This window comes from Amedibacillus sp. YH-ame6, assembly GCF_053848845.1.
This window is the reverse complement of sequence record NZ_JBSPEZ010000010.1, coordinates 59,301-81,672: the sequence shown is the minus strand read 5'-3', so window position 1 is coordinate 81,672 and position 22,372 is coordinate 59,301. Positions and strand designations below refer to the sequence as shown.

Genomic DNA, 22,372 nt, shown 5'->3' with positions numbered 1-22,372 from the left:
TTTATCACAGAATGCTTTTTAATTTGTCTTCAATACGTTTTTTTAATTGGGTATATTCTTGGAATGTAGGTTCCGTAGATGGCATTTTTGACAAGATGTTTACTAACTTATCCAAATGATGTTTCCAGTATAATGGAAATAGTGGGTGTTGTATACAACTGCCGAATAATATTTCATCTTCATTCAAAGAATCATGATAACTACATGTAAATGCAATGACTTCATAGAAATGATCTTCTTCTACGATGTCTTCTTGTACAATGGTGTAATGGTGTTCACTAATCCAACGACGAACATCATCTACATGTTTGTTGCTTTGAATGATGATACGTTTGTAATTTTCAAGTTTATCTAAATTGCGTTCCAAAATTCCTTGGATGGTATCAAATCCCATTCCAGCGATGATAATGGTGTCTACATCTTCTGGTAAATTATCCATCCCATTTGTAAGAATGGTAGTAATTTGATGATCTAAGTGTAAGGAAGAGATAGCCTCTTGGGCTCTTGATAAAGGACCTTTACGCAAATCACAAGCGTATACACGAGAACAGACATCTTCTTGTATAAGCGCAATGGATAACAAACCATGATCACATCCTATATCTGCGACTACACTTCCCTTTTCTACCATAGAAAATATGGAGAAAAGGCGCTTAGAGAGCGCCATTATGGTTTGTCTACAAAATCCTTTAAACGTTTGGATCTTGTAGGATGTTTTAATTTACGTAATGCTTTTGCTTCAATCTGACGAATACGTTCCCGTGTTACGTTGAATTCTTTACCAACTTCTTCAAGTGTACGAGTTCTTCCATCGTACAATCCAAAACGCAAACGTAATACTTTTTCTTCACGTTCTGTTAATCCTTGAAGCACTGTGTTGATTTCATCTTTTAACAATTGATTGTTTGCATATTCATCAGGTGAAAGTGCATCTTTATCTTCGATGAAATCTCCTAAGTGGGAATCGTCTTCTTCTCCAATTGGAGTTTCAAGAGAAACTGGTTCTAAAGCGATTTTTTGAATTTCACGTACTTTTTCAGGAGAAATGTTTTCCATTTTAGCAGCAATTTCTTCTGCAGAAGGATCACGTCCTAAATCCTGAACAAGTTGACGTTGAATACGAGTTAACTTGTTGATGGTTTCTACCATATGTACTGGGATACGAATTGTTCTAGCTTGGTCAGCGATTGCACGTGTGATCGCTTGACGAATCCACCATGTTGCATATGTAGAGAACTTAAATCCCTTTGTATAGTCAAATTTTTCAACAGCTTTTACAAGACCCATGTTCCCTTCTTGGATAAGATCAAGGAATAACATTCCACGTCCAACATATTTTTTCGCAATAGATACAACCAGACGAAGGTTAGCAGAAATAAGTTTCTTCTTTGCTTCTTCATCCCCTGCTTGAATACGTTGAGCAATTTCAGGTTCTTCTTTAGGGTCTAATAATTCAACACGACCAATTTCTTTCAAGTACATTTTTACAGGATCATTGATTTTTGTGTGGGCAGAATTTGCGAAAGATTGTTCCAAATTCTCAATATCTGTAGCTAATGTGTCCTCTTCTTCTTCATCATCCTCGATAAAGTCAATGTCATCATCATCTTCAGCTGCCAATACATCATCGTCCAATAAATCAACATCTTCTTCATCGGCATCTTTTACATCAATTCCGTTTTCTGAAAACCATTCCAACAAATCATCAAAGTCACTATCAGACATATCTAAATGTTCGATTGCCTCCATGATTTCACTTTGTTGAACTTCATTGTTATCTGTTAAACGATCTAGAAATCCTTGTTTAATATCATCGAGAGTTTTATATTCTTTTAATACTGCTTTTTTCTTGGTAGCTTTCATATCGTTACTTCCTTCCCGCGCTGCGCCAATCATCACGCTCTATAATCAATTGATTCTTTTCATTCGCAAGCTTTGCTTTTTCTAAAGGATCGTGGATCTGCTTAATCTTTTCGTTGATCATCGCAATCTTATCATCCATGAAACAAGCTTTTACTTTATGAATGGCTTCATGTAATACTTCCATATTCACATCGTCTTGAGCAAGTTCCCAATTTGCAATTTCTAACAGTAGTTTCTTAACAGGTTCTTCTTTAATAACATCCAATAAATCTGCGATTTCAATATGTTGATGTGTTCGATAATAATCGATGATATAAATCGCCAGTTTGTTGCTCATGTCATCTTTTAGAAACCCTAGTTCTTCTTTGTAGTAATTGCTGGCAGCGACACCACTTAGCATCTGTGATAAAATCTGATACTCAGCATGCATTCTACCGCTTTTAGGAAATGTCAAATACGTTCGTTTTTGATATATATCTTTCTTTTTCGTTTCTGTCTTTGTTTCCTTTGTTGGTTCAGGGCGCATATCGAATTCTGTTAATTCTCGTAGGCGAACAAAGTAGCTTTCTTTTTCAAAATCATCTTTTAATGCGTTTATTTCCTCTGCCATTTCAATGGCGAGTTCCTTTTTTTGTGTATAATTTTCTAAATTGTATTTTGTTACCAAATATCCAAATAGAAAATCAATCCACGATATGGTTCTCTCTACCATGTGTTTTAGCTCTTCTTTACCAAACTCTTCAATAACTTCATCCGGATCTAATCCAAATTTGTTATCGACAACCTCAAATTCCATTTGATATTGTCGAGCAAGTTTACCAAACTTATAAGTTGCATTTCTACCAGCACCATCCCCGTCATAACAAAGGATAATCGGTGCGTGTAATTTCTTCAACAACAATATTTGTTCTTTTGTACAAGCTGTCCCAAGTGTTGCTAATGCGTTTGATAGTCCAATCTTTTCAAACGACAAAACATCCATCGCACCTTCCACAAGATATACTTTCTTTTGTTTACGTGCTTCTTCTTTTGCCCTATGATAGTTAAAGATTAAATTCCCTTTAATATAAATATCCGTTTCATTCGTATTGATGTATTTCGCATCATCGTTATCCAAAATTCTGCGTGCAGAGAAACCAACAGGTTCTCCAAACTCATTGTGAATAGGAATGGTAATACGATTTGCAAATACATCTTTCATACCAATGGAACTTAGTCGACACACCCCTGCCCCAATGATATCTTCATCTGCATGTTTCTTCGCATGAAGAAACTTATACAAAGCATCATCTGGTGGGTTATATCCAAGTTCAAATTTCTTGATAATCGATTCATCAATCAAACGGGAACTTAAATACTCTTTTACGTTATGTGCATCTAAGGTATCCATATGGTAGTGTGTAAACTCAATGGTGTCTTTACACGTCTTGTAGAGTGCCTCTTTATGCGGATCTACAACACGTTGGGGGATATCTAAAGTATGCTCAATTGGAACACCTACATACTCCGCAACTTTGTATACAGCCTCAATAAATGAAATTTTTTCGTAATTTGATACAAATGTAAAGACATTTCCGCCCGCATTACAAACAAAACATTTATAAATCTGTTTATCTGAGGCAATTGACATCGATGGTGAATGGTCATCATGAAAAGGACAAGTACACCAGTAGTTCTTGCCTTTGCGAGTAAGTGGTACATAGCGTCCAATAATATCTACTATGTCCGCTTTTGCACGAATCTGATTGATTTCCTCTTCACGTAAACGCGCCAAACACAAACACCCCTATACTATAGTTTAATTCTCTCTTCGATATAAGCTGCTAAATCATCGATAGCTACACGTTCTTGTTCCATAGAATCACGATGACGTACAGTTACACATTGATCATTTTCTGTTTCAAAATCTACTGTGATACAAAATGGTGTACCAATTGCATCTTGACGACGATAACGTTTCCCAATACTTCCGGATTCATCATAGTCGCAATTTCCTACTGCCGCAATCTTCGCGTAAATCTCCATTGCTTTATCACCTAGTTTTTTGCTTAATGGCATTACACAAGCTTTGATAGGTGCTAAGTATGGATGGAAATGCATAACGATACGTGTTTCATTTTCCAATTCTTCTTCATCGTACGCATCACATAAGAATGCTAGCATTAAACGTTCTACACCAACAGCTGGCTCTACACAGTAAGGTAAATATTTTTCATTGGTATTTGGATCCAAGTACTCTAATGATTTCTTACTAGCTTCTTGGTGTTGTTTTAAGTCATAATCCGTACGATCTGCGATACCCCATAATTCTCCCCATCCAATTTGAGAATGGAAGTTATACTCGATATCACAAGTTCCTTTAGAATAGAATGCCAATTCTTCAGGAGTATGGTCACGGAATCGCAAATGATCTTCTTGTATGCCTAAATCAGTCAAAAATTTCATGCAATACTCTTTATAATAATGGTACCACTCCATATCTGTACCTGGTTCACAGAAGAATTCTAATTCCATCTGTTCGAATTCTCTTGTACGGAAGATAAAGTTTCCTGGAGTGATTTCATTACGGAAGCTTTTACCAACCTGTCCAATACCGAATGGTAACTTCTTACGCATAGAACGTTGTACATTCTTGAAATTCACAAACATTCCTTGTGCTGTTTCAGGACGAAGATAAATCGCATTCTTAGCATCTTCTAAAACTCCTTGGAACGTTTTAAACATTAAGTTAAATTGACGAATATCAGTAAAGTCATGTTTCCCACATTTTGGACAAGCTAAGTTGTACTCGTTAATGTAGTCCATCATCGCTTCATTGCTCCATCCTTCAACACTTACTTCGTTATTTGTTGCATTTTCAATCAACTGGTCAGCTCTAAAACGAGTCTTACAGTCTTTACAATCCATCAAAGGATCACTGAATCCTCCAACATGACCACTCGCAACCCAAACGGCAGGATTCATCAATATCGCAGATTGAATACCTGTGTTGTATGGTGACTCCTGAATGAATTTACGCCACCAAGCTCGTTTGATATTATCTTTTAATTCAATACCTAATGGACCAAAGTCCCAAGTATTGGATAAACCACCATAAATCTCAGAGCCTTGAAAAACAAATCCACTGTTTTTCGCATGCGCTGTTACTGTATCAAATAGTTTTTCGATTTCCATATAATATAGCCCCTTTCAAAAAAAATCTCATCACATCGTGATGCAGGTGAAACGAAAAAATAGTTACAAGAATACACTTTAATATAACACTTTTGTGCGTTCATTGTCAATGCAATATCTACCTGAAAGGCACAAAAAAAAGAGAATTTATTTTGAATTCTCTTCCATTGCGTACAAATGCTTTAAAAAACGTATACTTCTTACATTCACACCTGCATATTCTTGAAAGAATTCATAAAGTGATAAGAAGTCTAAAAAAGTAAAATCATTATAGTTTTTCAAGATGTCGTAATGTTGTAATTGTGTTTTGCATAAGAGTCGAAATCGCTTTAACTCTTCAACAGCCTTATTTTTGTCTATGGTACCTTGATAACACTCTTGACAAATCATTCCCCCACTACTAACAGAAATCGCTTGTACACCACCAGTACTCCCACATCGAACACAACCATCAACAAAGGGTTCGATTCCATGCATTTGATTCATGATAGATTGAAACACACACAGAATGCGTAAAGGATGTGTCGTATCAACTAAAATGTCTAAGGATTGCTTTAGTAATGAAAATGTATTTATATCAAAATCACTCGCATCCAAACATTCACACATATAGGATGCGATGGTTTGTTTATATAAGTCTTCTCTTATCTTACGATAGCTTTCTATAATCTCTGCACTTTTTAGGGAATGTAAATCCCCTACTTCATTTACATTTAATAAAAAGCAACTCATTGTAAACACTTGGCAAGCAGGCGCATTCTTACTTTTCATTTTTTGAATACCCCTAGCTACCACATGAAACAATTGGCCATTTTCACATAAAATATGTAACATGGCATCATGTTCACGATATTCTTGATAACGTACGACAATACCTACATATTCTTGTTCTCTCATTATTCGCTCTTCTCGTTATATCCAAGTTGTGCTAACTTACTTGCACGATTTCGCCAATTCTTTTCAACTCTTACAAAAAGCTCCAATTCTACTTTTTTATGTAATTTTTCTTTTAGTTCTTTTTGCGCCGCTAGTCGAATAGAGCGAATCATACTTGCTTGTTTACCAATGAGAATTGCTTTTTGTGAAGTGCGTTCTACTACAATCATCGCTTGTAGGTCTATTCTTGTATCCGATTCTTTTCTGTTCTCAATAACAACCGCAACCGAATGAGGAACTTCTTCGTTTGTTTTGTTTAAAACTTTCTCGCGAATAATCTCAGCAATTTGAAATTGTTCTCCATGATCACAAATCATATCTTCAGGAAAAAACATTGGTCCTTCTTGTAAATATTCACGTGTCACCTTTAAAAGTTCTTCAAGATTTTCTTTCTCTAGTGCAGAAATTGGGAAGATTTCTTTAAAAGACATACGATCTTGCCATTGTTTCAACACCTTGATTAAATCTTCTTTTTCTAATAAATCAATTTTATTTAATATTAGGAATACTGGTATATGAGATTGTTTCATCTTTTCTAAAATAAATTCGTCTCCACTTCCAAAAGGTTGCGTAGCATCTACCATCCAAAAATTGATATCCGCTTCTGCAATTGCAGTATATGCATTTTTATTGAGTGTTCTTCCTAGTTCGTGTTTTGGTTTATGAATTCCTGGAGTATCGATAAACACAAATTGCGTTTCTTTTGTTGTAAGTATTCCAGAAATGTTATTTCTGGTGGTTTGTGGTTTGGATGTAGTGATAGCTATTTTTTCTTTCATCACTGCATTTAGTAAGGTGCTTTTTCCTGCGTTGGGTCTACCAACGATTGCTATAAAACCTGAACGATAACTCATAGTAAATCCTCTTGTGTAAATGACATTGGTAATAACTCTTCAATGTTGGTTACTTTTCCATCTTTTTTATTACTTAAAACAATCGGAGTATTTCTTTGTAATAATTCCACTAAAACTTGACGACATGCTCCACAAGGTGCAGCCAATATATCTCCATCGCTCACAATCGCAATAGATTCAATATCTTCTTTACGATACCCTAAAGAATACGTCGCAAAAATAGCACTACGCTCCGCACAATTTGTTAATCCAAAAGAAGCATTTTCTATATTTGCTCCTGGGATGTATTTCCCATCTTTTGTCTTTACACATGCTCCTACATGATACTTGGAATACGGTGCATATGCATGTTCCATCGCGTTAAATGCACAATCTAATATATCTGAATACTTATTAAGTTCTACCATAATTTACCTCCTATAATGATAACTCCAACGATTGCCGCTACGATTGACATCATCAATACGGCCGCTGCTGCATAATCTTTAATCTTTTTTGCGCTTTCATGATAGTGCGGACAAACCATATCCACAACTTCTTCAATTGCGCTATTTACAAATTCTAAAGCAATAACGGATGCAATCACAATGAGAATAAGTGCCCATTCCATACCGTTCAAGGATAAGAATGCACACGCTACAATGACAGCACATCCAATGAAAACTTGAAGCATAATACTATGATCATGGCATACTCCATGAAACAAGCCGGCAAAAGCAAAGTAGAATTTACGAACGTACTTTCTTAGGAACGATATCATTCAATATGTCATCCTGTAATGCAAACATTACACGTTCATCTTCTTGACTCATATGGTCATATCCCAACAAATGAAGGATACCATGTGTAAATAGAAAACACACTTCCCTTCTTATAGAATGCCCATACTCTTTTGCCTGTTGCTTGATTGCTTCGATATTGATAAAGATATCACCAAGTTCTTCTTCTCCATCCATGATTTCATAATCTTCCTCACTATCTTTTAGTGCGAAGCTAATAACATCGGTTGGACGATCAATCCCTCGATATGTACGATTTATTTCATGTATTTGTTCAGGTGTCACAAAGATAACAGAAGCACATTGTCCTTCTTTTAACTTCAATACCTGTGATGTTTTTTCTGAAATGGTAACAAAATCTTTTTTATAGCGTGTCCATTTCGCTTCCATACTTTGATTGATGATGTTGATTTCCATGTATTCACCTCATTACTTTCGTGATTATTATACCACAAAGAAAGAAAAAGGTCTTATGATTCTAACAGAAAGAAAAACAGTAGTGCATAAGCACCACTGTGGGTTTTATCCAAAATCGTAATGTTGTCCTTTTACCATATAAATGATATGTTCACAGATATTCTTTGTATGATCTCCTGCGCGTTCCATATTACGAACCATCGCACTGATTTCAAAGATATTCTTCATGAAGTCAACATCTTCTTTTGAAGTAACTTTTTCTTTTAACTTATAGTACAAGTCTTTGATTCCTTTATCTCTTTCTGGGATTTCAAACGCTAATTCAATATCACGTTCTTCATATGCTTTCATTGTATCTTGTAGCATTTCAATGAATTGTTGTTCCATCGCCATACCATACTTACGAATACTAGATTCGATTTCATCGTGTTTGATTAAGAAAATCGCAATATTTTTTGCATAATCACCAATGCGTTCTAATTCACTTGCAATTTTGATGTCTGCCACAACTTTACGAAGATCACTAGCAACTGGAGACAATAACGCAAGTGAACGTACTGCCATATCATTAACCTCTTCTTCTAGGTGATTGATGATATCATCTGCTTGTACGATTGCTAATTCTTTCTCTCTGTCTGGTTGATTTAAAACATCTACGATCTTTTCATGCATTTGTAATACTTTACGTCCCATTTTCAGGATGTTTTGTTCCATTGCGCTTAATTCAGCATCTATTTTTACCATGTAAGATTCCTCCTATCCAAATCTTCCTGTAATATAATCTTCCGTACGTTTATCTTTTGGTTGTTGGAAGATATTACTTGTCTTATCAAATTCTACCACTTCTCCCAACAAGAAGAAAGCAGTATAGTCAGAAACACGAGAAGCTTGTTGCATAGAGTGTGTTACGATAATGATTGTATACTCCTCTTTCAACTCTTCCATTAAATCTTCAATCTTGTTTGTCGCAATTGGATCTAGTGCACTTGTTGGTTCATCCATTAATATTACTTCTGGTTCCATTGCAATCGCACGTGCAATACACAAACGTTGTTGTTGTCCACCTGATAATCCAAATGCACTATCATTTAAACGATCTTTTACTTCTTCCCATAAGGCAGCTTTTTCAAGAGATTGTTGTACAATCTCATCAAGAATTTTCTTATCCTTGATCCCCTGACATTTAGGACCATACGTAATATTATCATAAATGGACATTGGGAATGGATTGGGTTTTTGAAATACCATACCTACACGTGTACGTAAATCAACGACGTTCATTGCTCCTTTATGAACATCAACACCATCCAATTCGATATTTCCTTCAATACTACAACCATCAATCAAATCGTTCATTCTGTTTAGGCAACGAAGGAAGGTAGATTTACCACAACCACTTGGTCCAATCAATGCAGTTACTTTATTTTTCGCGATATCCATATGGATGTTCATTAATGCTTGTTTTTCTCCATAGAATAAGTTTAAATCTGATACTTGAAATATTGTTTCTTCATTCATAATACTTCCTCCTAATACCACGCTTTATTAAAACGTTTGCTTAATAGTTTGATGCTAATATTTAATACTAATACAAAGATAAGGATTACGATAGAAATCGCACTTGCTAGTTCAAAGTTTGGTTGTTCACTACTCATGATATTGTAAATATGAACAGCTAAACTTGTTCCTTGAGATAATAACTCAGGACTATCATTGACATAAGTACCCATTGCATAAATCAAGGCGGCACTTTCTCCAATGATACGACCAATACTCAAAAGTACACCCGTTAAGATACCTGGTACGGCACATGGCAAGATTACTTTGAATATGGTTTGAGATTGGTTTGCCCCTAGAGATAACGATGCATCACGAAGTGATTTTGGCACAACGATTAACGCTTCTTCTGTAGAACGTATAATGGTTGGCAATAAAATAACAGACATCGTTAAGGAACCTAACAAAATATTGGCAGTCGTTGCACCAAACATCTGTGTAATTGGAAATAAAACTGCAACTCCCATCAAACCAAAGATGATACTAGGTACACCAGTTAACATTTCAATTGCACTACGGATAAATCCAGTTGTACGTGTTGGTTTTGCATATTCATGTAAGTAGATCGCTGCCGCAATACCTAATGGTAGTGCAATCAACAAGGATACTATAATAAGGTACAAAGTTGTAATAATAGAACCACGTATTCCTCCACCAGGAGTTTTAAAATACATAGTTTTGATAGAAGCAGCATTTTCATCTAACATAGTCACTACTTCTTTGGCACTTTGAGACATGATGTTTCCACTTACTTGTGTCTTCCCTTGTGTATTTACAAAATTAATTCTCTCGGCTTGGAAACCGACTTCCGCCCCCATAGTTACTTCACGATCTTTGATACTATCGTCAATTAAGTAATTGAATGGTGAATCTTTATCGATGTATTCGATCAATACGACATTGTCTTTGTGTTGATCAATTGTATCGATGAATGCAACCCCCCATTTACTACTAAATACAGCCCCTTCACTTAAATCTGACGGTTTTGTAAAGTTAGCTGGAGCATTATGTTGTTCTTGAATAGATGTCAAATAATTATTAGACCAGTAATTACCAGTCAAGATATCAAAACCTAAAGAGGAAAAGCCTTTTGAGAAAATAAAGATAAAGATAGCAATCAAAACAACTACGCTTACTCCACTGGAAACGTAAGTAATTCCGTTTAAGATACCATCGTTGCGTTTACGTTTCTTTTTTTGCGCAAGGTTAATTTGTTTCATTTCAAATTCCCCACTTTCTTTTTCATGAAGTTCAAAAGAAGGTTTGATAACAGAATAACTGCCATCAAAATCAAACCAACAGAGAATCGAATATCATAATCTAATCCAGTGGTTTCTTTCAACCCTGCCAACATAGTGGTTGTTAGGGTTCTTGTGGTATCAAATAAATTCACAGTAGGACCAAACATTTTGTTACCAGCTACCATTGCAACTGCAGTTGCCTCTCCAAAAGCACGACCTATTCCTAGGATTGCACCTGCAAAGATTCCTGATTTAGCACTTGTTAAGATAACTTTAAAATTTGTTTGTGTCTTTGTAGCACCCAACGCTAAAGAACCTAGTTCAATTTCTTTATCTACACTACGAATGGCAGTAATTGACAAAGAAGTAATGGTTGGAAATATCATAATCGCAAGCAATAAGATAACCGCTAATAAAGAACTACCTCCTGCTGTTACAAATCCAAAGGAAGATGCTAATCCACTTACAAGTACTGTGATCGTTCCTGAAGCGAATACCCCATATACCACAGATGGAATGGACGCCAATAATTCAACAACTGTAGTCATAATTTCTGCAATACGTTTTGGTGCAATCTTCGCAATGAAGAGAGCTGTCAATACGGATAATGGGAAAGATATTAACAATGCCCCAAAACTCGCAACCAATGTATTGATAATGATAAATCCTACCCCATAAATACCTTGATCTTTTCGCCATAAGCTACCGAAAAGAAAATCAAAGAAATTCACTGGTTCATAAGTAGATGTCCCAACAAATGGAGTTACTCCCTTAATACTAATAAAAATTACGATTACAGCTAACATAGAGCTCGCAATCAATGCGGCCAACATAAATACAAAACGCATACGTTTGTCATGTTGGAGTTTCTTATTATTTTTTTCAAAGCTCGTAAACTGTCTAACAAAATATTTCATATTTTCACCAATCCTTATAACATGAGAACAGTCTGAACTAAGTCAGACCATTCTCTATTCGTGCTACTGTACTACTTGATGTCTTCCCATTTCGCAAATTTACCAGTAAAGATTTTCATTAATTGATCCTTTGTCATATTATCGAAGCTGTTGTTGTCTTTGTTTACAACTGCCACAACTGCATCTAAACAATATTGACCACTCATCATAGCTCCTGTAACATCTTCTTCTGCTTTGAATTCTCTTGATGCAAATCCAATATCTGCTTTATTAGGTCCATCTTTTTCTTTTCCTAATACACGAGGTACTGCATCTCCACTACCTGAATGATTCATTGTGAATTTTACATTCCCTGCTAATGGTGAGAATGATTCAAGTGCAGCTTTTACTGTTTTATCTACAGATGTAGATCCTCCAGTTGTAATTGTAATTCCTGAATTGTCTTTTTCTAATACTGGATATTTACTTGCTAATTCTTCCCAAGCAACGGCTTTTGTTAAATCAACTTCACCACCAGCTTTTTTTACAACCGCCATACCTTCGCTAGAGTTTTCTAAGTAATCTAAGAATGCTTTTACAAGCTGTTCTTTATCATCACTTCCAAAGTCCCCTGCAGCTCTTGTTGCGTATTTGAATGGACGTTGTAACTTATAAGTACCATCTAATACAGTTTCTGCACTTGCTTCTACTCCTTCGAATTTCAATGGTTTTACACCGTTCTTTTCAAAGTCTGTAGATAAAGATGTATAACCGATTCCATTTTTTACGGAACCAACTTTTGCGGCCATATCATCATTACTTGTTACTTCGTTTGCAGTCTTTGTAAGTTTCCCTTCAAATCCTACACCTTTTTCAAAAGCTTCTCTTGTTCCACTAGATGAATCACGTGTGTATACTTTAATTTCTCCAGTGACTCCCTGCGCGCTATCATCATTTGATCCACATGCCATTAATGAAACACTCATCAAACATGCTAATCCTAACATCAATGTTTTCTTCATTCTTATATTCCTCCTTGAATACGTCTATATCATAACGTTTGTTTATGAATTCTAAATTAACGTATTGTTAATTTACTGTTAACTTATTCATCTATCTATATTCTTCCTCAAAACTTCTTTAATAATACACAATGAACAAAAAAGATATGCTATAATATTCCCAAGCTAGAAAGGAACTACCTTATGGACACTTCTGAAATCATTTCTATTGATGAACACGCATATGACGACATACGCCCATATATAAAAGATAAAGACGGATATCAACACATCATTGTGCTACATGCGACCACAACACTTTCTGTCAACCCATTCCAATGTGAAACAAGATTTACTATGCAAATGGATGATTTCCTTTTGCGCATGCAAAAAGATGGATATGAAGTGTTGAATATACGCATATCCCCGATGGGCAATCCCAACATATTAGGTGCTGTATCAGGATTCTCTATCGTTATTAATTACAAATAAAAACCAGCAGAACTTCTGCTGGTTTGTTTGTTTTATGGCATCGCGTACGGGATTTGAACCCGTGGTACAGCCTTGAGAGGGCTGTGGCTTAACCGCTTGCCGAACGCGACATCTTTGAATGCGGAGTTATTATATCATCAAACCTCATCACTTTGCAAGCATATAAAACATAAAAAAAGCCATAAGATACACCCATGACTTCTGTATTTATCAAACCTCTTTAAATTAAAATTTTAACAATAAAGGAAGTTCCTTCATCCACTTGACTACGCACAAGGATTTTACCACCATGCGCTTCCACCGCTGATTTCACAATGGATAAACCTAAACCAGAACCACCATTCATACGCGAACGATCATCGTCTACCCGATAGAATCTCTCAAATATTTTTTCTTGATCTTCTAAAGATATACCATGACCTTCATCTTTTACTTCAATCGTATAAAAACTATTTTCTTTTGATGTTTTGATAGTGATTGCACCTGTATCGCTGTACTTAATCGCATTGGATAATAAATTGATCATAACTTGGAACATTTTTGATTCATCACAAGTTAAAATACCACGATACTGATAATCTTTTACGATTATTAAACCTTTTTTATCAGCTGTCTTTGATAAGGATTGACATGCTTTATCGATCACCTTAGTCATATCCACTTTTTCTTTTTTTAATATGACGTTCGATAAGGACAAACGTGATAACTGTAACAAATCTTTTACAAGGTTATCTAAGCGATTGATTTCTGACTCAATTTGATCAAGAAATTCTTTTCTTGTTTCATCATCATCGAAATCATCACGGTTTAATATTTCTACCATTCCTTTGATAACCGCAATAGGTGTCTTTAATTCATGGGAAGCGTCCGCAATAAAACGTTTCTGCATCTTTTCCCCTTCCAATGTTTTAGAAACATCTTGAAACAGGAATAAACAACCACGATAATGTTGTTTTGCGGTCACTGGAATACTAATAGATTGATATTCGATATCATTGATACGTAAAATTTTATCAACTTGTTTTTCCATAATAAAGCTATCTTTAATAAATTCTTTTACTGGATCCACAAAATTATTTTTCATATAATTCATATCTTCAAATGTTTCCCCATCTGAAATCTCATCAATACTACTACTCATAACAACATTGCCAAATTGATCCAATAACAACAATGGATACGGCATACTACCTACAATGGTTAATAGCTGTTTATTCTTTAAGTGCACATCTTTTGAAGTACTCTTAATCTTTTCTTGCATTTCTTTGTACTCTTTACGTGCCATCACTTGATCTTTATGATCATAAAATAACCATATAGCTACAAAAGAAGCGGACAACAATAGAATGAGAAAAATCTCATTTACTTGTGTGGTCAATTGTAACACAATGGCAATGAAGACTAGAATTACCAAAGCTATGTAACGATTATTTTTCATTGTTTTCCTCTATGGCATATCCAATCCCTCGCATAGACTTAATGTTTACAGAGCTTTTGGAAAGTTTACTTCTAAGTTTGAATACATGAACATCTACAATTCTTGTATCTCCATCATAATCGAATCCCCATATCTCATTTAAAATATTATCTCTTGATAATACAATCTCTTTGTTAGAAATGAAATATTCTAATAAGTCAAACTCTTTCTTTGTAAGCACCAATTGTTCACTGGCAATATAAGCAATTCTTCGCTTCATATCCATAGAGACATCTCCCATGGATAGGATTTTATCTTGTTGGATTCCGCCATTTCGTTTTAGGTGAGCATTTACTCTAGCAAGTAACTCTCTTGGTGAGAAAGGTTTGGTTACATAATCATCTACACCCTTTTCAAAAGCATATAAAACATCGGTTTCATCATCTCTAGCGGTTAACATAATCAAAATACTATTAATACGTTTTTCTCTTAATTTCTCGACGATTTCAATTCCACTTACATGAGGCAACATCCAATCAATAATTAAGACATCAAATTCTTCTTTCAATGCTAAATCAATCGCTGTTTTTCCATCCCCACATTCAACGATATCAAAACCTGCTTTTCTTAAATCATAAGCAATAATTTTTCTAATATTTTCCTCATCTTCAATTAATAATATCTTAGCCATGCGTTTGTTCCTCTCTTTCATATCGTTCAATGATTTTTTGAACTAATGGATGACGGACAACATCTAAACTTGTAAGTTCTACAAAGGATATTCCATCGATTCCATCCAATAATTGTTTTGCGTTCATTAAACCACTGTCACTTTTTTTAATTAAATCTATTTGCGTAACATCTCCTGTAATTACAATTTTTGAATGGAACCCCATTCTTGTTAGAAACATCTTCATTTGTGCACGTGTAGTATTTTGTGCTTCATCTAAAATGATGAAAGCGTTATCTAAAGTACGTCCACGCATATACGCAAGTGGTGCTATTTCAATTACTTCTTTCTCAAGTAATTTCTCTACTTGTTCATTTCCTAGTGTATCATATAATGCATCATATAGAGGACGTAAATATGGATCTACTTTCTCTTTTAAGTCTCCTGGAAGAAACCCAAGGCTTTCTCCTGCTTCTACCGCAGGTCGAGTAAGTATAATCTTACGTATATCACCCTTTTTAAGCAATGTGGCAGCATAAACAACCGCTAGGTATGTCTTGCCAGTCCCAGCTACTCCCGTTGAAAAAACAATATCAGAATTGCACATACACTGAAACATATAACGCTGTCCAATGGTTTTAGGATAAATCAATTTCCCATGAATGCTTTTACCAACTGGTTTTTGATACATACTAGAAACATTTTGTAGTTTTTTCTCTTTCGCTAATTTAATCAAATAGATCACATCACGTTCTTGTACATCAATGTGATTCTCTAACATATCCATCATTGCTTTTAAAATCTTTTGAATCGTTTCAAAAGTCTCTTCATGTTCACACAATACACTTAATGTATCATCACGAAGTGTTATATCACTATGAAATGCCTCTCTTAATAAATGCAAATGCTTATCCTGTGGACCGCATAGTTTTACAATGGAATCCATAGAACTTCCTGTTAAATCGATTTGATATTGTCTACTCATATATTCTCCTTCACTTAAGGTGTGGTGATATCTTTATACAATGTGTAATGTATTACCATCTTTATTTTACCCATATCATTAGAGAATTGCAAAATATTTTCTTTATAAATGGAATCTCCTTCGCGAAAGTCTTTTGAAACAAGTGCTCTAGCATCCAATAATAAATCAAAATATTGTAGACTTTTGGGCAAACCATTTTGATCCATCGTTACCGTAATATCTTTCCAAGTATAAGCATACACGCGTCCTGCTACATAAAGTTCTTCTTTTTTACCTAAACTATCATCCATCACATTGGATACTAGAACATCTCCCGCATGTACAAAGTCATTCACTTTATGCACTTTGTTACCATGAGATATTTCAAACCTAGCAATAACACCATCTTCTCTTGCGATTAACTCATCGTTTTTAAGTTGAGAAATAGAGGCGAATTCTTTTGGAGTATAATGAATTAAGTATCGACTTCCCTGTTTGGATACTTCCAACCAAGCAATTTCGTTTTCTAATCGCTTCTTTAATTCTTGTTTCATCTTTGTTCCATCCACATGATAGATCGGAGTTGTATATCCCATATCTTTGAGTGTCTTTTGAATCAATGTACGACTTTCCTCTTGTTCACCTTTAATATCAATAGCAAAAATCGTATTGCTTAAGAAAAACCATATTCCAATCGCAACTATAATAGATAACACACGAGCAGGTTTTCGCAAAGAACGCATTGCATATCCCAGCATACCAGTTGTCCTAACTCGCTCTATCTTTGAAAAAGAATGTAGGATTCGATATCGAAGCCAGACTTCACTATAAAATTCTATATACTCACGATGTACATGTAAATCATATACTTCCAATTCGTTTCGTTTCACAATTTGTAAAAATTCTTGTATAGATATGTCCGCTCTCCATTCATCCAAACCTATCTTTTGTTTATTTCTCATAAACGAACTCCATCACTTTAAAGGTACCTTCTATAAGAATTTCATCTTTCCCTAAAGCAATTACTTGCATAGCATCTCCCTGTATGGTAATCACCACATCTTTTAACGCAATGCAAATTCGTTCTTTTGAAACATATCGAATATGTTCAAAATGTTCCAACATCATCTGGTTTTTATCTATGGAAAGCATATAGTCACCTCTTTACACAATACGTTTTAAGTGTAAATTTTATGACTTACTTATCGTCCCTCCTTGCATACATTATAATGAATTTTATGTTTCTGTTTGTTATAATTTTGTTAAGATTTTACGATATCTACATATAGAACAAAAAAATATGATGAAAACAAAAGATACATCATTTCATGAATTTCGCATCCTCGAAAATGATCTTAAACAATTGTTATGTAATATAATTTCTAAAAAATAAAAAAAAGCAAATTCACCATTCCAGCAAATCTACTTCTTTGTTTTTTTTATCAGTTACTATTTCCCACGACGTGCTTTACGTGCAGCTTCTGACTTTAATTTACGACGAACGCCAGGTTTTACGTAAAACTCTCTTTTGCGAGCTTCAGCAAGGGTACCATTTCTTGACACTTGACGCTTGAATCTACGCAACGCATCGTCAAGAACTTCGTTTTCTTTAAGTACTACTTTCGGCATTATTTACCCTCCCTTCTGATGCAAGCAATAATATTATACTGAAAATGATATGAAAATGCAACAGAATTTATATCATTTATGTATATTTCGTACACAAATTTCGTATAATCACGTATTTAGTCCTCTAAATCCTCGATTCCAAGGCAATATTTACGTATACAACGTCTTGCTACGTTGTGATCTCCCAACCAAGGTTCTCTACCAAATTCACGATACATGAATGTTTCATCTCCCTTTCCAAGAATTAAAACTGTATCGTTTACATTGGCACTTTCAATTGCTTGTCGTATGGCTGTATAGCGATCTTCTATAAAAATGTTCTTCGTATTTTCGATTCCTGATTTGATTTCGTTTGCAATTTCTCTTGCATCCTCATCTCTTGGATCATCTTCTGTTAAGATGATGCTATCACAGTACTTGCTCGCAATCTCTCCAAACACTTTTCTCTTTTTTGTATCTCGTTTACCAGCAGAACCAAACACCGCAATGATGCTATGTCCTTCTTCTGTGATGTCTTTCGCATATTCAAATACTTTTTCAAGTCCATCTGGGGTATGCGCAAAATCAACGATTACATGGAACAATTGACCTTCATCAATCCTTTCCATTCTTCCTTCTATCTGATGTAAAGAGTTCAAATATGGAATTAATTCCTCTAACGCAATTCCACTCTCACACATCCCCGCAATCGCCCCTAATAGGTTGTAAATGTTATACATAGCGACCAGATTGGTAGAGACTTCATAAGTTTTATCATCGTGAATTAAAGTAAAAGTAGATCCATTGGTACCAATACGAATATGATCAGCACGATAATTTGCACGATGTGCTATCCCATAAGATATCACGCGAGCATTACATGCTGTAGCCAATTGTGTGTAATAAGGATCATCGATATTTAATATTGCAACTCCATCTTTTTTTAATTGTGTAAACAGTTTTTTCTTTGCTTCAAAATAATTTTCAATCGTTCCATGAAAATCCAAGTGATCATAGGTTAAGTTCGAAAAAATAGCAACATCAAAATCGACACTCAAAACACGACCTAATTCCAATCCATGAGAACTTACTTCAAGTGCACAAGCTTGCATACCAGCTTCTTTCATCTCATGCAATGATTTATGTATCATAATTGGATCTGGAGTTGTTAAACTTGGTGGTAGTGTTACATCTCCATAACTAATAGAGATAGTTCCGATATACCCACAAGGCTTAAAATTGGAATACACATCACGAATAATACTTGTGATAGTACTTTTCCCATTGGTACCAGTTACTCCAAACATTGTCATATCTTTACTAGGGTTGTCATAAAACAACGCCGCCACACGATTCAATGTACGATTTACATTCTCTACTTGAATATAAGCAATTCCCTTCTTCATTTCTTCTACAGGTTTTGCATGTACAATCGCTTTAACACCTTTTTCAATTACATCTTCAATGAATTCATGTCCATCATGTACCATGCCATCCATACAAAAATAGATTTCATCTGCTTTTGCTTTTCTAGAATCAATACACAAACCTTTGATTTCAATATCAGGCGCATGTTCAAACATTTGCGATAATTTCATGAGAATCCTCCTTTAAACAGGCATATAGGCGATCATCTTGAAAGGATACAATATTCACATCATGAAGTTCATGCGTGTGTGCCTTCCCCGGTTGTACCTCTACATACACTTCTAAGTATTCACTGCTGTGACCAAACAGCATTTGATCTACTTCTTTTTCAAAAGAAACGGAAACTTCTTTTCCAATAAAACTTTGTTTATAAGCAGTATATAACTCTTTTGATAGTTGTGCAAGTATAGATGCACGTTCTTTCTTTGTTTTATTGTCCAAATGTCCTTTCATATCAGCGGCTTTTGTATAGTCACGTTTAGAATATGGAAACACATGAAGAAAACTAAAATTTATTTCTTTTAGATTTTTAAGTGTATCTGCAAAATCTTCCTCACTCTCCTGAGGAAAGCCTGTAATTACATCGGTAGATATAGAAACATTTGGTAACATTTCACGAATATACTGTATACGTTGTTGAAACCATTCTATAGTATATGGACGATTCATATTCTTTAACACTGTATTATTAGCGGATTGTATTGGAATATGTAAATGACGTGCAATCTTTGTTTCGTGTTTCATAAATTCAATGAGTGCATCGGAAATTTCATTCATTTCAATAGATGAAATACGAATTCTTTCTAAACCCTCTACTTCATTACACATACGTTTTAATAAATCTAACAAATCTCTACCAGTTCCATTACCATAACGTCCCGTGTGAATTCCCGCAAGAACAATTTCCTGATGACCATTCTTCACTAAATCAGATGCAATCTTTAACACTTCTTCTTCACCTAATGATCGCTCTGCCCCTCTTGCGTAAGGAATGATACAATAGGAACAAAATTGATTACACCCATCTTGTATCTTCAAAAAGGCACGCGTTTGATGTTCAAACTTATGTATAGGCAAGGCTTCAAATGCGCTGATAGAACGCACATCTTTCATCACATTGGATGGTGTATGTCCTTGCATCGCTTCTTTGATCAAGGAAACCAAGTTCGCCTTCCCTTCACTACCAATCAACACCTTCACCCCGTCAATTGAGCGTACTTGTTCACTCGCACTTTGCACGTAACACCCGATTGCAACAATCAATGCATCTGGATTTAGTTGATGTGCTTGATGAATTTTTTGGCGACTCTTTGCAGAAGCAGTGTTCGTGACCGCACATGTGTTAATGATATAGATATCGGCTTGTTCTTTAAACGATACTTGCTGATACCCTTGTTCGACAAGTGCACTTTCATACCCTTGAGATTCATAGGTATTGACCTTACACCCTAATGTAGCAATCGCAAATGTAGTCATGTCATCACTCCTTCTTCTTTTTCTTTTCTTTCTTTTTCTGTTCTTTTTGAACACGTTTTTGTTTCTTCGCTTTAAGCTTATGAAGCTTTTTTATCATACGTTTGGATACTAACGTACTCTCCATTAAAATATCAATCAGCTCGTCTTCATTATCTAAAAGTAGTTCCTTTGCTAGCAAAATCAAAACATCATCATTTTCTGGTAACTTCTCTGGACACAAAGATAGTGCCTTTACAAAGGTATCCTTATGATATACGTACAAACGATTTACTGTCTTATGATACAAGACAAAACCATATTCATTTTGTATGATTACACGTGCACTTGAAAAGCCATATTGAAACGGCAATACACCATATACATTACAAAGCACTTGCGAAGCAAAGGTTCTTATAAATGTATGATATTGCTTTAGATCTAATAATACAATCTCATCGGTATATAAATGATTAAATTTAGCATCAAAACATGGCATATAGATTTCTTGAGAATCATAAGAAAAAAAAGGAAGTTCGCTTTTTAATTTGTCAATCTCGATATTCATCTGTTTCTTACGTTCTTGATACGTTAAATCATACCAATAATCATGCATACTCACATAAGTATCCAAGAATACTTCTTCAAACTTTTCTTTGATATGTATACTTTGTACAATGAGTTCAGATTGAAAGAAATCAGTATCCGAATTACCTGGAACCTTGATAGAACGCTCTTCCATCATTTCAATCATAGATTTCCACGTTTTTTTCATATTCTTTCGTTTCGTTATTGTGCTATCGTATTTTTTATTTAATATTTCAAATACTGTTTTCATTTGTTTTCCCCTTCCAATTCATAAAAGAAGGATAGCGCATGAATAGAGGCAATTGCTGCTGTCTCTGCGCGTAAAATGCGAGATCCTAAAGAAACACGTTTATAACCTAAAGCTTCAAATGTAGATACTTCTTCTTTTGAAAAGCCACCTTCACAACCAATGACAATGCTTACACTTTGAATCTCTTTGTTTTGTTTCAATAAAGTTGATAATTTATCACTTTGAATATCCGCATCTTCATATGCAATAAGATTCAAATCACTTGTATAAGCAGCAGCTTTCTTCATATCCATAGGTTCTTGTAATTGTACAAGTGTACTACGTTTACATTGTTCACAAGCCTCCTGAAGGATTTTTTGATAGCGTTGCATTTTCTTATCCATGCGTTCTTCCTTTGCTTTTACAACCGTACGAGAACTTATGAAAGGAACAATTTCATCCACTCCAAGCTCTGCACTTTTTTGTAAAAGAAAATCCCACTTTTCTTTTTTAATCATCCCTTGAAGTAAGGTAATACGAATTGGATTCTTTGTAGTATCCACAATCGATTCCAAAAGATATGCGAAAACATCACGTCCTTCATAATGTACGCTTGCTAAGTATATATTGGCATCCTTATCCACGATGCGTATTTGTTCATGTTCACGCATACGCATAACATGTGCGATATGATGAGATTGTTCCTCATTCATATGGATTTGTTTTTGTTGTTCCACGATTTCTTCTATAAAATATTGTTGCATAAAATCACCTCGTTAATAATAACTTATTTCAATTAGAACTGC

The 22,372-nt window shown here is 34.9% G+C and carries 25 protein-coding genes and 1 tRNA gene; 1 reads left to right on the top strand and 25 read right to left on the bottom strand.

Annotation, left to right across the window (positions count from 1 at the left end; translation table 11 throughout):
* Window positions 1–4: 4 nt before the first annotated feature.
* From ACWG0P_RS08490 to ACWG0P_RS08425, 14 genes are all read right to left on the bottom strand, one after another.
* On the bottom strand, window positions 5–667 hold the full coding sequence (locus tag ACWG0P_RS08490) for a tRNA (adenine(22)-N(1))-methyltransferase (RefSeq protein WP_455791264.1): 663 nt from the start codon (window positions 665–667) through the stop codon (window positions 5–7).
* Window positions 667–1,863, bottom strand: a complete 1,197-nt coding sequence (rpoD, locus tag ACWG0P_RS08485; protein WP_455801353.1) for an RNA polymerase sigma factor RpoD — start codon at window positions 1,861–1,863, stop codon at window positions 667–669. Before rpoD ends, ACWG0P_RS08490 begins: the two co-directional genes overlap by 1 nt.
* Window positions 1,864–1,867: 4 nt before the next feature.
* Window positions 1,868–3,637, bottom strand: a complete 1,770-nt coding sequence (gene dnaG, locus ACWG0P_RS08480; RefSeq protein ID WP_455801352.1) for a DNA primase — start codon at window positions 3,635–3,637, stop codon at window positions 1,868–1,870.
* Between the two features lie 17 nt (window positions 3,638–3,654).
* Window positions 3,655–5,037 (bottom strand): glycine--tRNA ligase, encoded by a 1,383-nt coding sequence (locus ACWG0P_RS08475; RefSeq protein ID WP_455801351.1) that lies wholly within the window; start codon window positions 5,035–5,037, stop codon window positions 3,655–3,657.
* A 147-nt stretch (window positions 5,038–5,184) separates the two neighbouring features.
* Window positions 5,185–5,934 (bottom strand): DNA repair protein RecO, encoded by a 750-nt coding sequence (gene recO / locus ACWG0P_RS08470; protein WP_455801350.1) that lies wholly within the window; start codon window positions 5,932–5,934, stop codon window positions 5,185–5,187.
* Window positions 5,934–6,827 carry a GTPase Era gene (gene era, locus ACWG0P_RS08465; protein WP_455791271.1) on the bottom strand — a complete coding sequence of 298 codons (894 nt, stop codon included), beginning with the start codon at window positions 6,825–6,827 and terminating at the stop codon, window positions 5,934–5,936. Before era ends, recO begins: the two co-directional genes overlap by 1 nt.
* Window positions 6,824–7,234: a cytidine deaminase gene (cdd, locus tag ACWG0P_RS08460; RefSeq protein ID WP_455801349.1), complete on the bottom strand. Its 411-nt coding sequence runs from the start codon at window positions 7,232–7,234 to the stop codon at window positions 6,824–6,826. The genes era and cdd overlap by 4 nt, the downstream gene beginning before the upstream one ends.
* Complete coding sequence (locus ACWG0P_RS08455) at window positions 7,228–7,587, bottom strand: diacylglycerol kinase family protein (protein ID WP_455801348.1); 360 nt, start codon at window positions 7,585–7,587, stop codon at window positions 7,228–7,230. The genes cdd and ACWG0P_RS08455 overlap by 7 nt, the downstream gene beginning before the upstream one ends.
* Window positions 7,556–8,023, bottom strand: a complete 468-nt coding sequence (gene ybeY / locus ACWG0P_RS08450; protein ID WP_455801347.1) for an rRNA maturation RNase YbeY — start codon at window positions 8,021–8,023, stop codon at window positions 7,556–7,558. The genes ACWG0P_RS08455 and ybeY overlap by 32 nt, the downstream gene beginning before the upstream one ends.
* A gap of 105 nt (window positions 8,024–8,128) precedes the next feature.
* Complete coding sequence (gene phoU / locus ACWG0P_RS08445) at window positions 8,129–8,767, bottom strand: phosphate signaling complex protein PhoU (protein WP_455791276.1); 639 nt, start codon at window positions 8,765–8,767, stop codon at window positions 8,129–8,131.
* 12 nt (window positions 8,768–8,779) lie between these two features.
* Window positions 8,780–9,541 carry a phosphate ABC transporter ATP-binding protein PstB gene (gene pstB / locus ACWG0P_RS08440; protein WP_455791277.1) on the bottom strand — a complete coding sequence of 254 codons (762 nt, stop codon included), beginning with the start codon at window positions 9,539–9,541 and terminating at the stop codon, window positions 8,780–8,782.
* A gap of 11 nt (window positions 9,542–9,552) precedes the next feature.
* Entirely contained in the window at window positions 9,553–10,800 is a 1,248-nt protein-coding gene (gene pstA, locus ACWG0P_RS08435; RefSeq protein ID WP_455801346.1) for a phosphate ABC transporter permease PstA, read from the bottom strand.
* The gene (gene pstC, locus ACWG0P_RS08430) at window positions 10,797–11,738 is read right to left on the bottom strand and encodes a phosphate ABC transporter permease subunit PstC (RefSeq protein WP_455791280.1); all 942 of its coding nucleotides are present in this window, start codon (window positions 11,736–11,738) and stop codon (window positions 10,797–10,799) included. Before pstC ends, pstA begins: the two co-directional genes overlap by 4 nt.
* Window positions 11,739–11,809: 71 nt before the next feature.
* A complete protein-coding gene (locus tag ACWG0P_RS08425) occupies window positions 11,810–12,739 on the bottom strand; it encodes a substrate-binding domain-containing protein (RefSeq protein ID WP_455801345.1) in 930 nt (309 codons plus the stop codon).
* Window positions 12,740–12,922: 183 nt separating this feature from the next.
* Here ACWG0P_RS08425 and ACWG0P_RS08420 point away from each other — a divergent pair, with 183 nt between their 5' ends.
* The gene (locus tag ACWG0P_RS08420; RefSeq protein WP_455801344.1) at window positions 12,923–13,210 is read left to right on the top strand and encodes a hypothetical protein; all 288 of its coding nucleotides are present in this window, start codon (window positions 12,923–12,925) and stop codon (window positions 13,208–13,210) included.
* Between the two features lie 35 nt (window positions 13,211–13,245).
* Here ACWG0P_RS08420 and ACWG0P_RS08415 read toward each other — a convergent pair.
* From ACWG0P_RS08415 to ACWG0P_RS08365, 11 genes are all read right to left on the bottom strand, one after another.
* Window positions 13,246–13,320: transfer RNA gene (locus ACWG0P_RS08415), tRNA-Glu, on the bottom strand.
* A gap of 110 nt (window positions 13,321–13,430) precedes the next feature.
* Window positions 13,431–14,648 carry a sensor histidine kinase gene (locus ACWG0P_RS08410; RefSeq protein WP_455801343.1) on the bottom strand — a complete coding sequence of 406 codons (1,218 nt, stop codon included), beginning with the start codon at window positions 14,646–14,648 and terminating at the stop codon, window positions 13,431–13,433.
* Complete coding sequence (locus ACWG0P_RS08405; protein WP_455801342.1) at window positions 14,638–15,318, bottom strand: response regulator transcription factor; 681 nt, start codon at window positions 15,316–15,318, stop codon at window positions 14,638–14,640. The genes ACWG0P_RS08410 and ACWG0P_RS08405 overlap by 11 nt, the downstream gene beginning before the upstream one ends.
* The gene (locus ACWG0P_RS08400) at window positions 15,311–16,282 is read right to left on the bottom strand and encodes a PhoH family protein (RefSeq protein ID WP_455801341.1); all 972 of its coding nucleotides are present in this window, start codon (window positions 16,280–16,282) and stop codon (window positions 15,311–15,313) included. The genes ACWG0P_RS08405 and ACWG0P_RS08400 overlap by 8 nt, the downstream gene beginning before the upstream one ends.
* A gap of 14 nt (window positions 16,283–16,296) precedes the next feature.
* On the bottom strand, window positions 16,297–17,223 hold the full coding sequence (locus ACWG0P_RS08395) for a sporulation protein YqfD (RefSeq protein ID WP_455801340.1): 927 nt from the start codon (window positions 17,221–17,223) through the stop codon (window positions 16,297–16,299).
* On the bottom strand, window positions 17,213–17,413 hold the full coding sequence (locus ACWG0P_RS08390; RefSeq protein WP_455801339.1) for a YabP/YqfC family sporulation protein: 201 nt from the start codon (window positions 17,411–17,413) through the stop codon (window positions 17,213–17,215). Before ACWG0P_RS08390 ends, ACWG0P_RS08395 begins: the two co-directional genes overlap by 11 nt.
* Before the next feature lie 297 nt (window positions 17,414–17,710).
* Window positions 17,711–17,890, bottom strand: a complete 180-nt coding sequence (gene rpsU / locus ACWG0P_RS08385) for a 30S ribosomal protein S21 (protein ID WP_002609166.1) — start codon at window positions 17,888–17,890, stop codon at window positions 17,711–17,713.
* Between the two features lie 116 nt (window positions 17,891–18,006).
* Window positions 18,007–19,467, bottom strand: a complete 1,461-nt coding sequence (locus ACWG0P_RS08380; RefSeq protein ID WP_455801338.1) for a UDP-N-acetylmuramoyl-L-alanyl-D-glutamate--2,6-diaminopimelate ligase — start codon at window positions 19,465–19,467, stop codon at window positions 18,007–18,009.
* Complete coding sequence (gene mtaB / locus ACWG0P_RS08375) at window positions 19,445–20,773, bottom strand: tRNA (N(6)-L-threonylcarbamoyladenosine(37)-C(2))-methylthiotransferase MtaB (protein ID WP_455801337.1); 1,329 nt, start codon at window positions 20,771–20,773, stop codon at window positions 19,445–19,447. Before mtaB ends, ACWG0P_RS08380 begins: the two co-directional genes overlap by 23 nt.
* A gap of 4 nt (window positions 20,774–20,777) precedes the next feature.
* Entirely contained in the window at window positions 20,778–21,587 is an 810-nt protein-coding gene (locus tag ACWG0P_RS08370) for a hypothetical protein (protein WP_455801336.1), read from the bottom strand.
* The gene (locus tag ACWG0P_RS08365) at window positions 21,584–22,330 is read right to left on the bottom strand and encodes a 16S rRNA (uracil(1498)-N(3))-methyltransferase (RefSeq protein ID WP_455801335.1); all 747 of its coding nucleotides are present in this window, start codon (window positions 22,328–22,330) and stop codon (window positions 21,584–21,586) included. The genes ACWG0P_RS08370 and ACWG0P_RS08365 overlap by 4 nt, the downstream gene beginning before the upstream one ends.
* Between the last annotated feature and the right edge of the window lie 42 nt (window positions 22,331–22,372).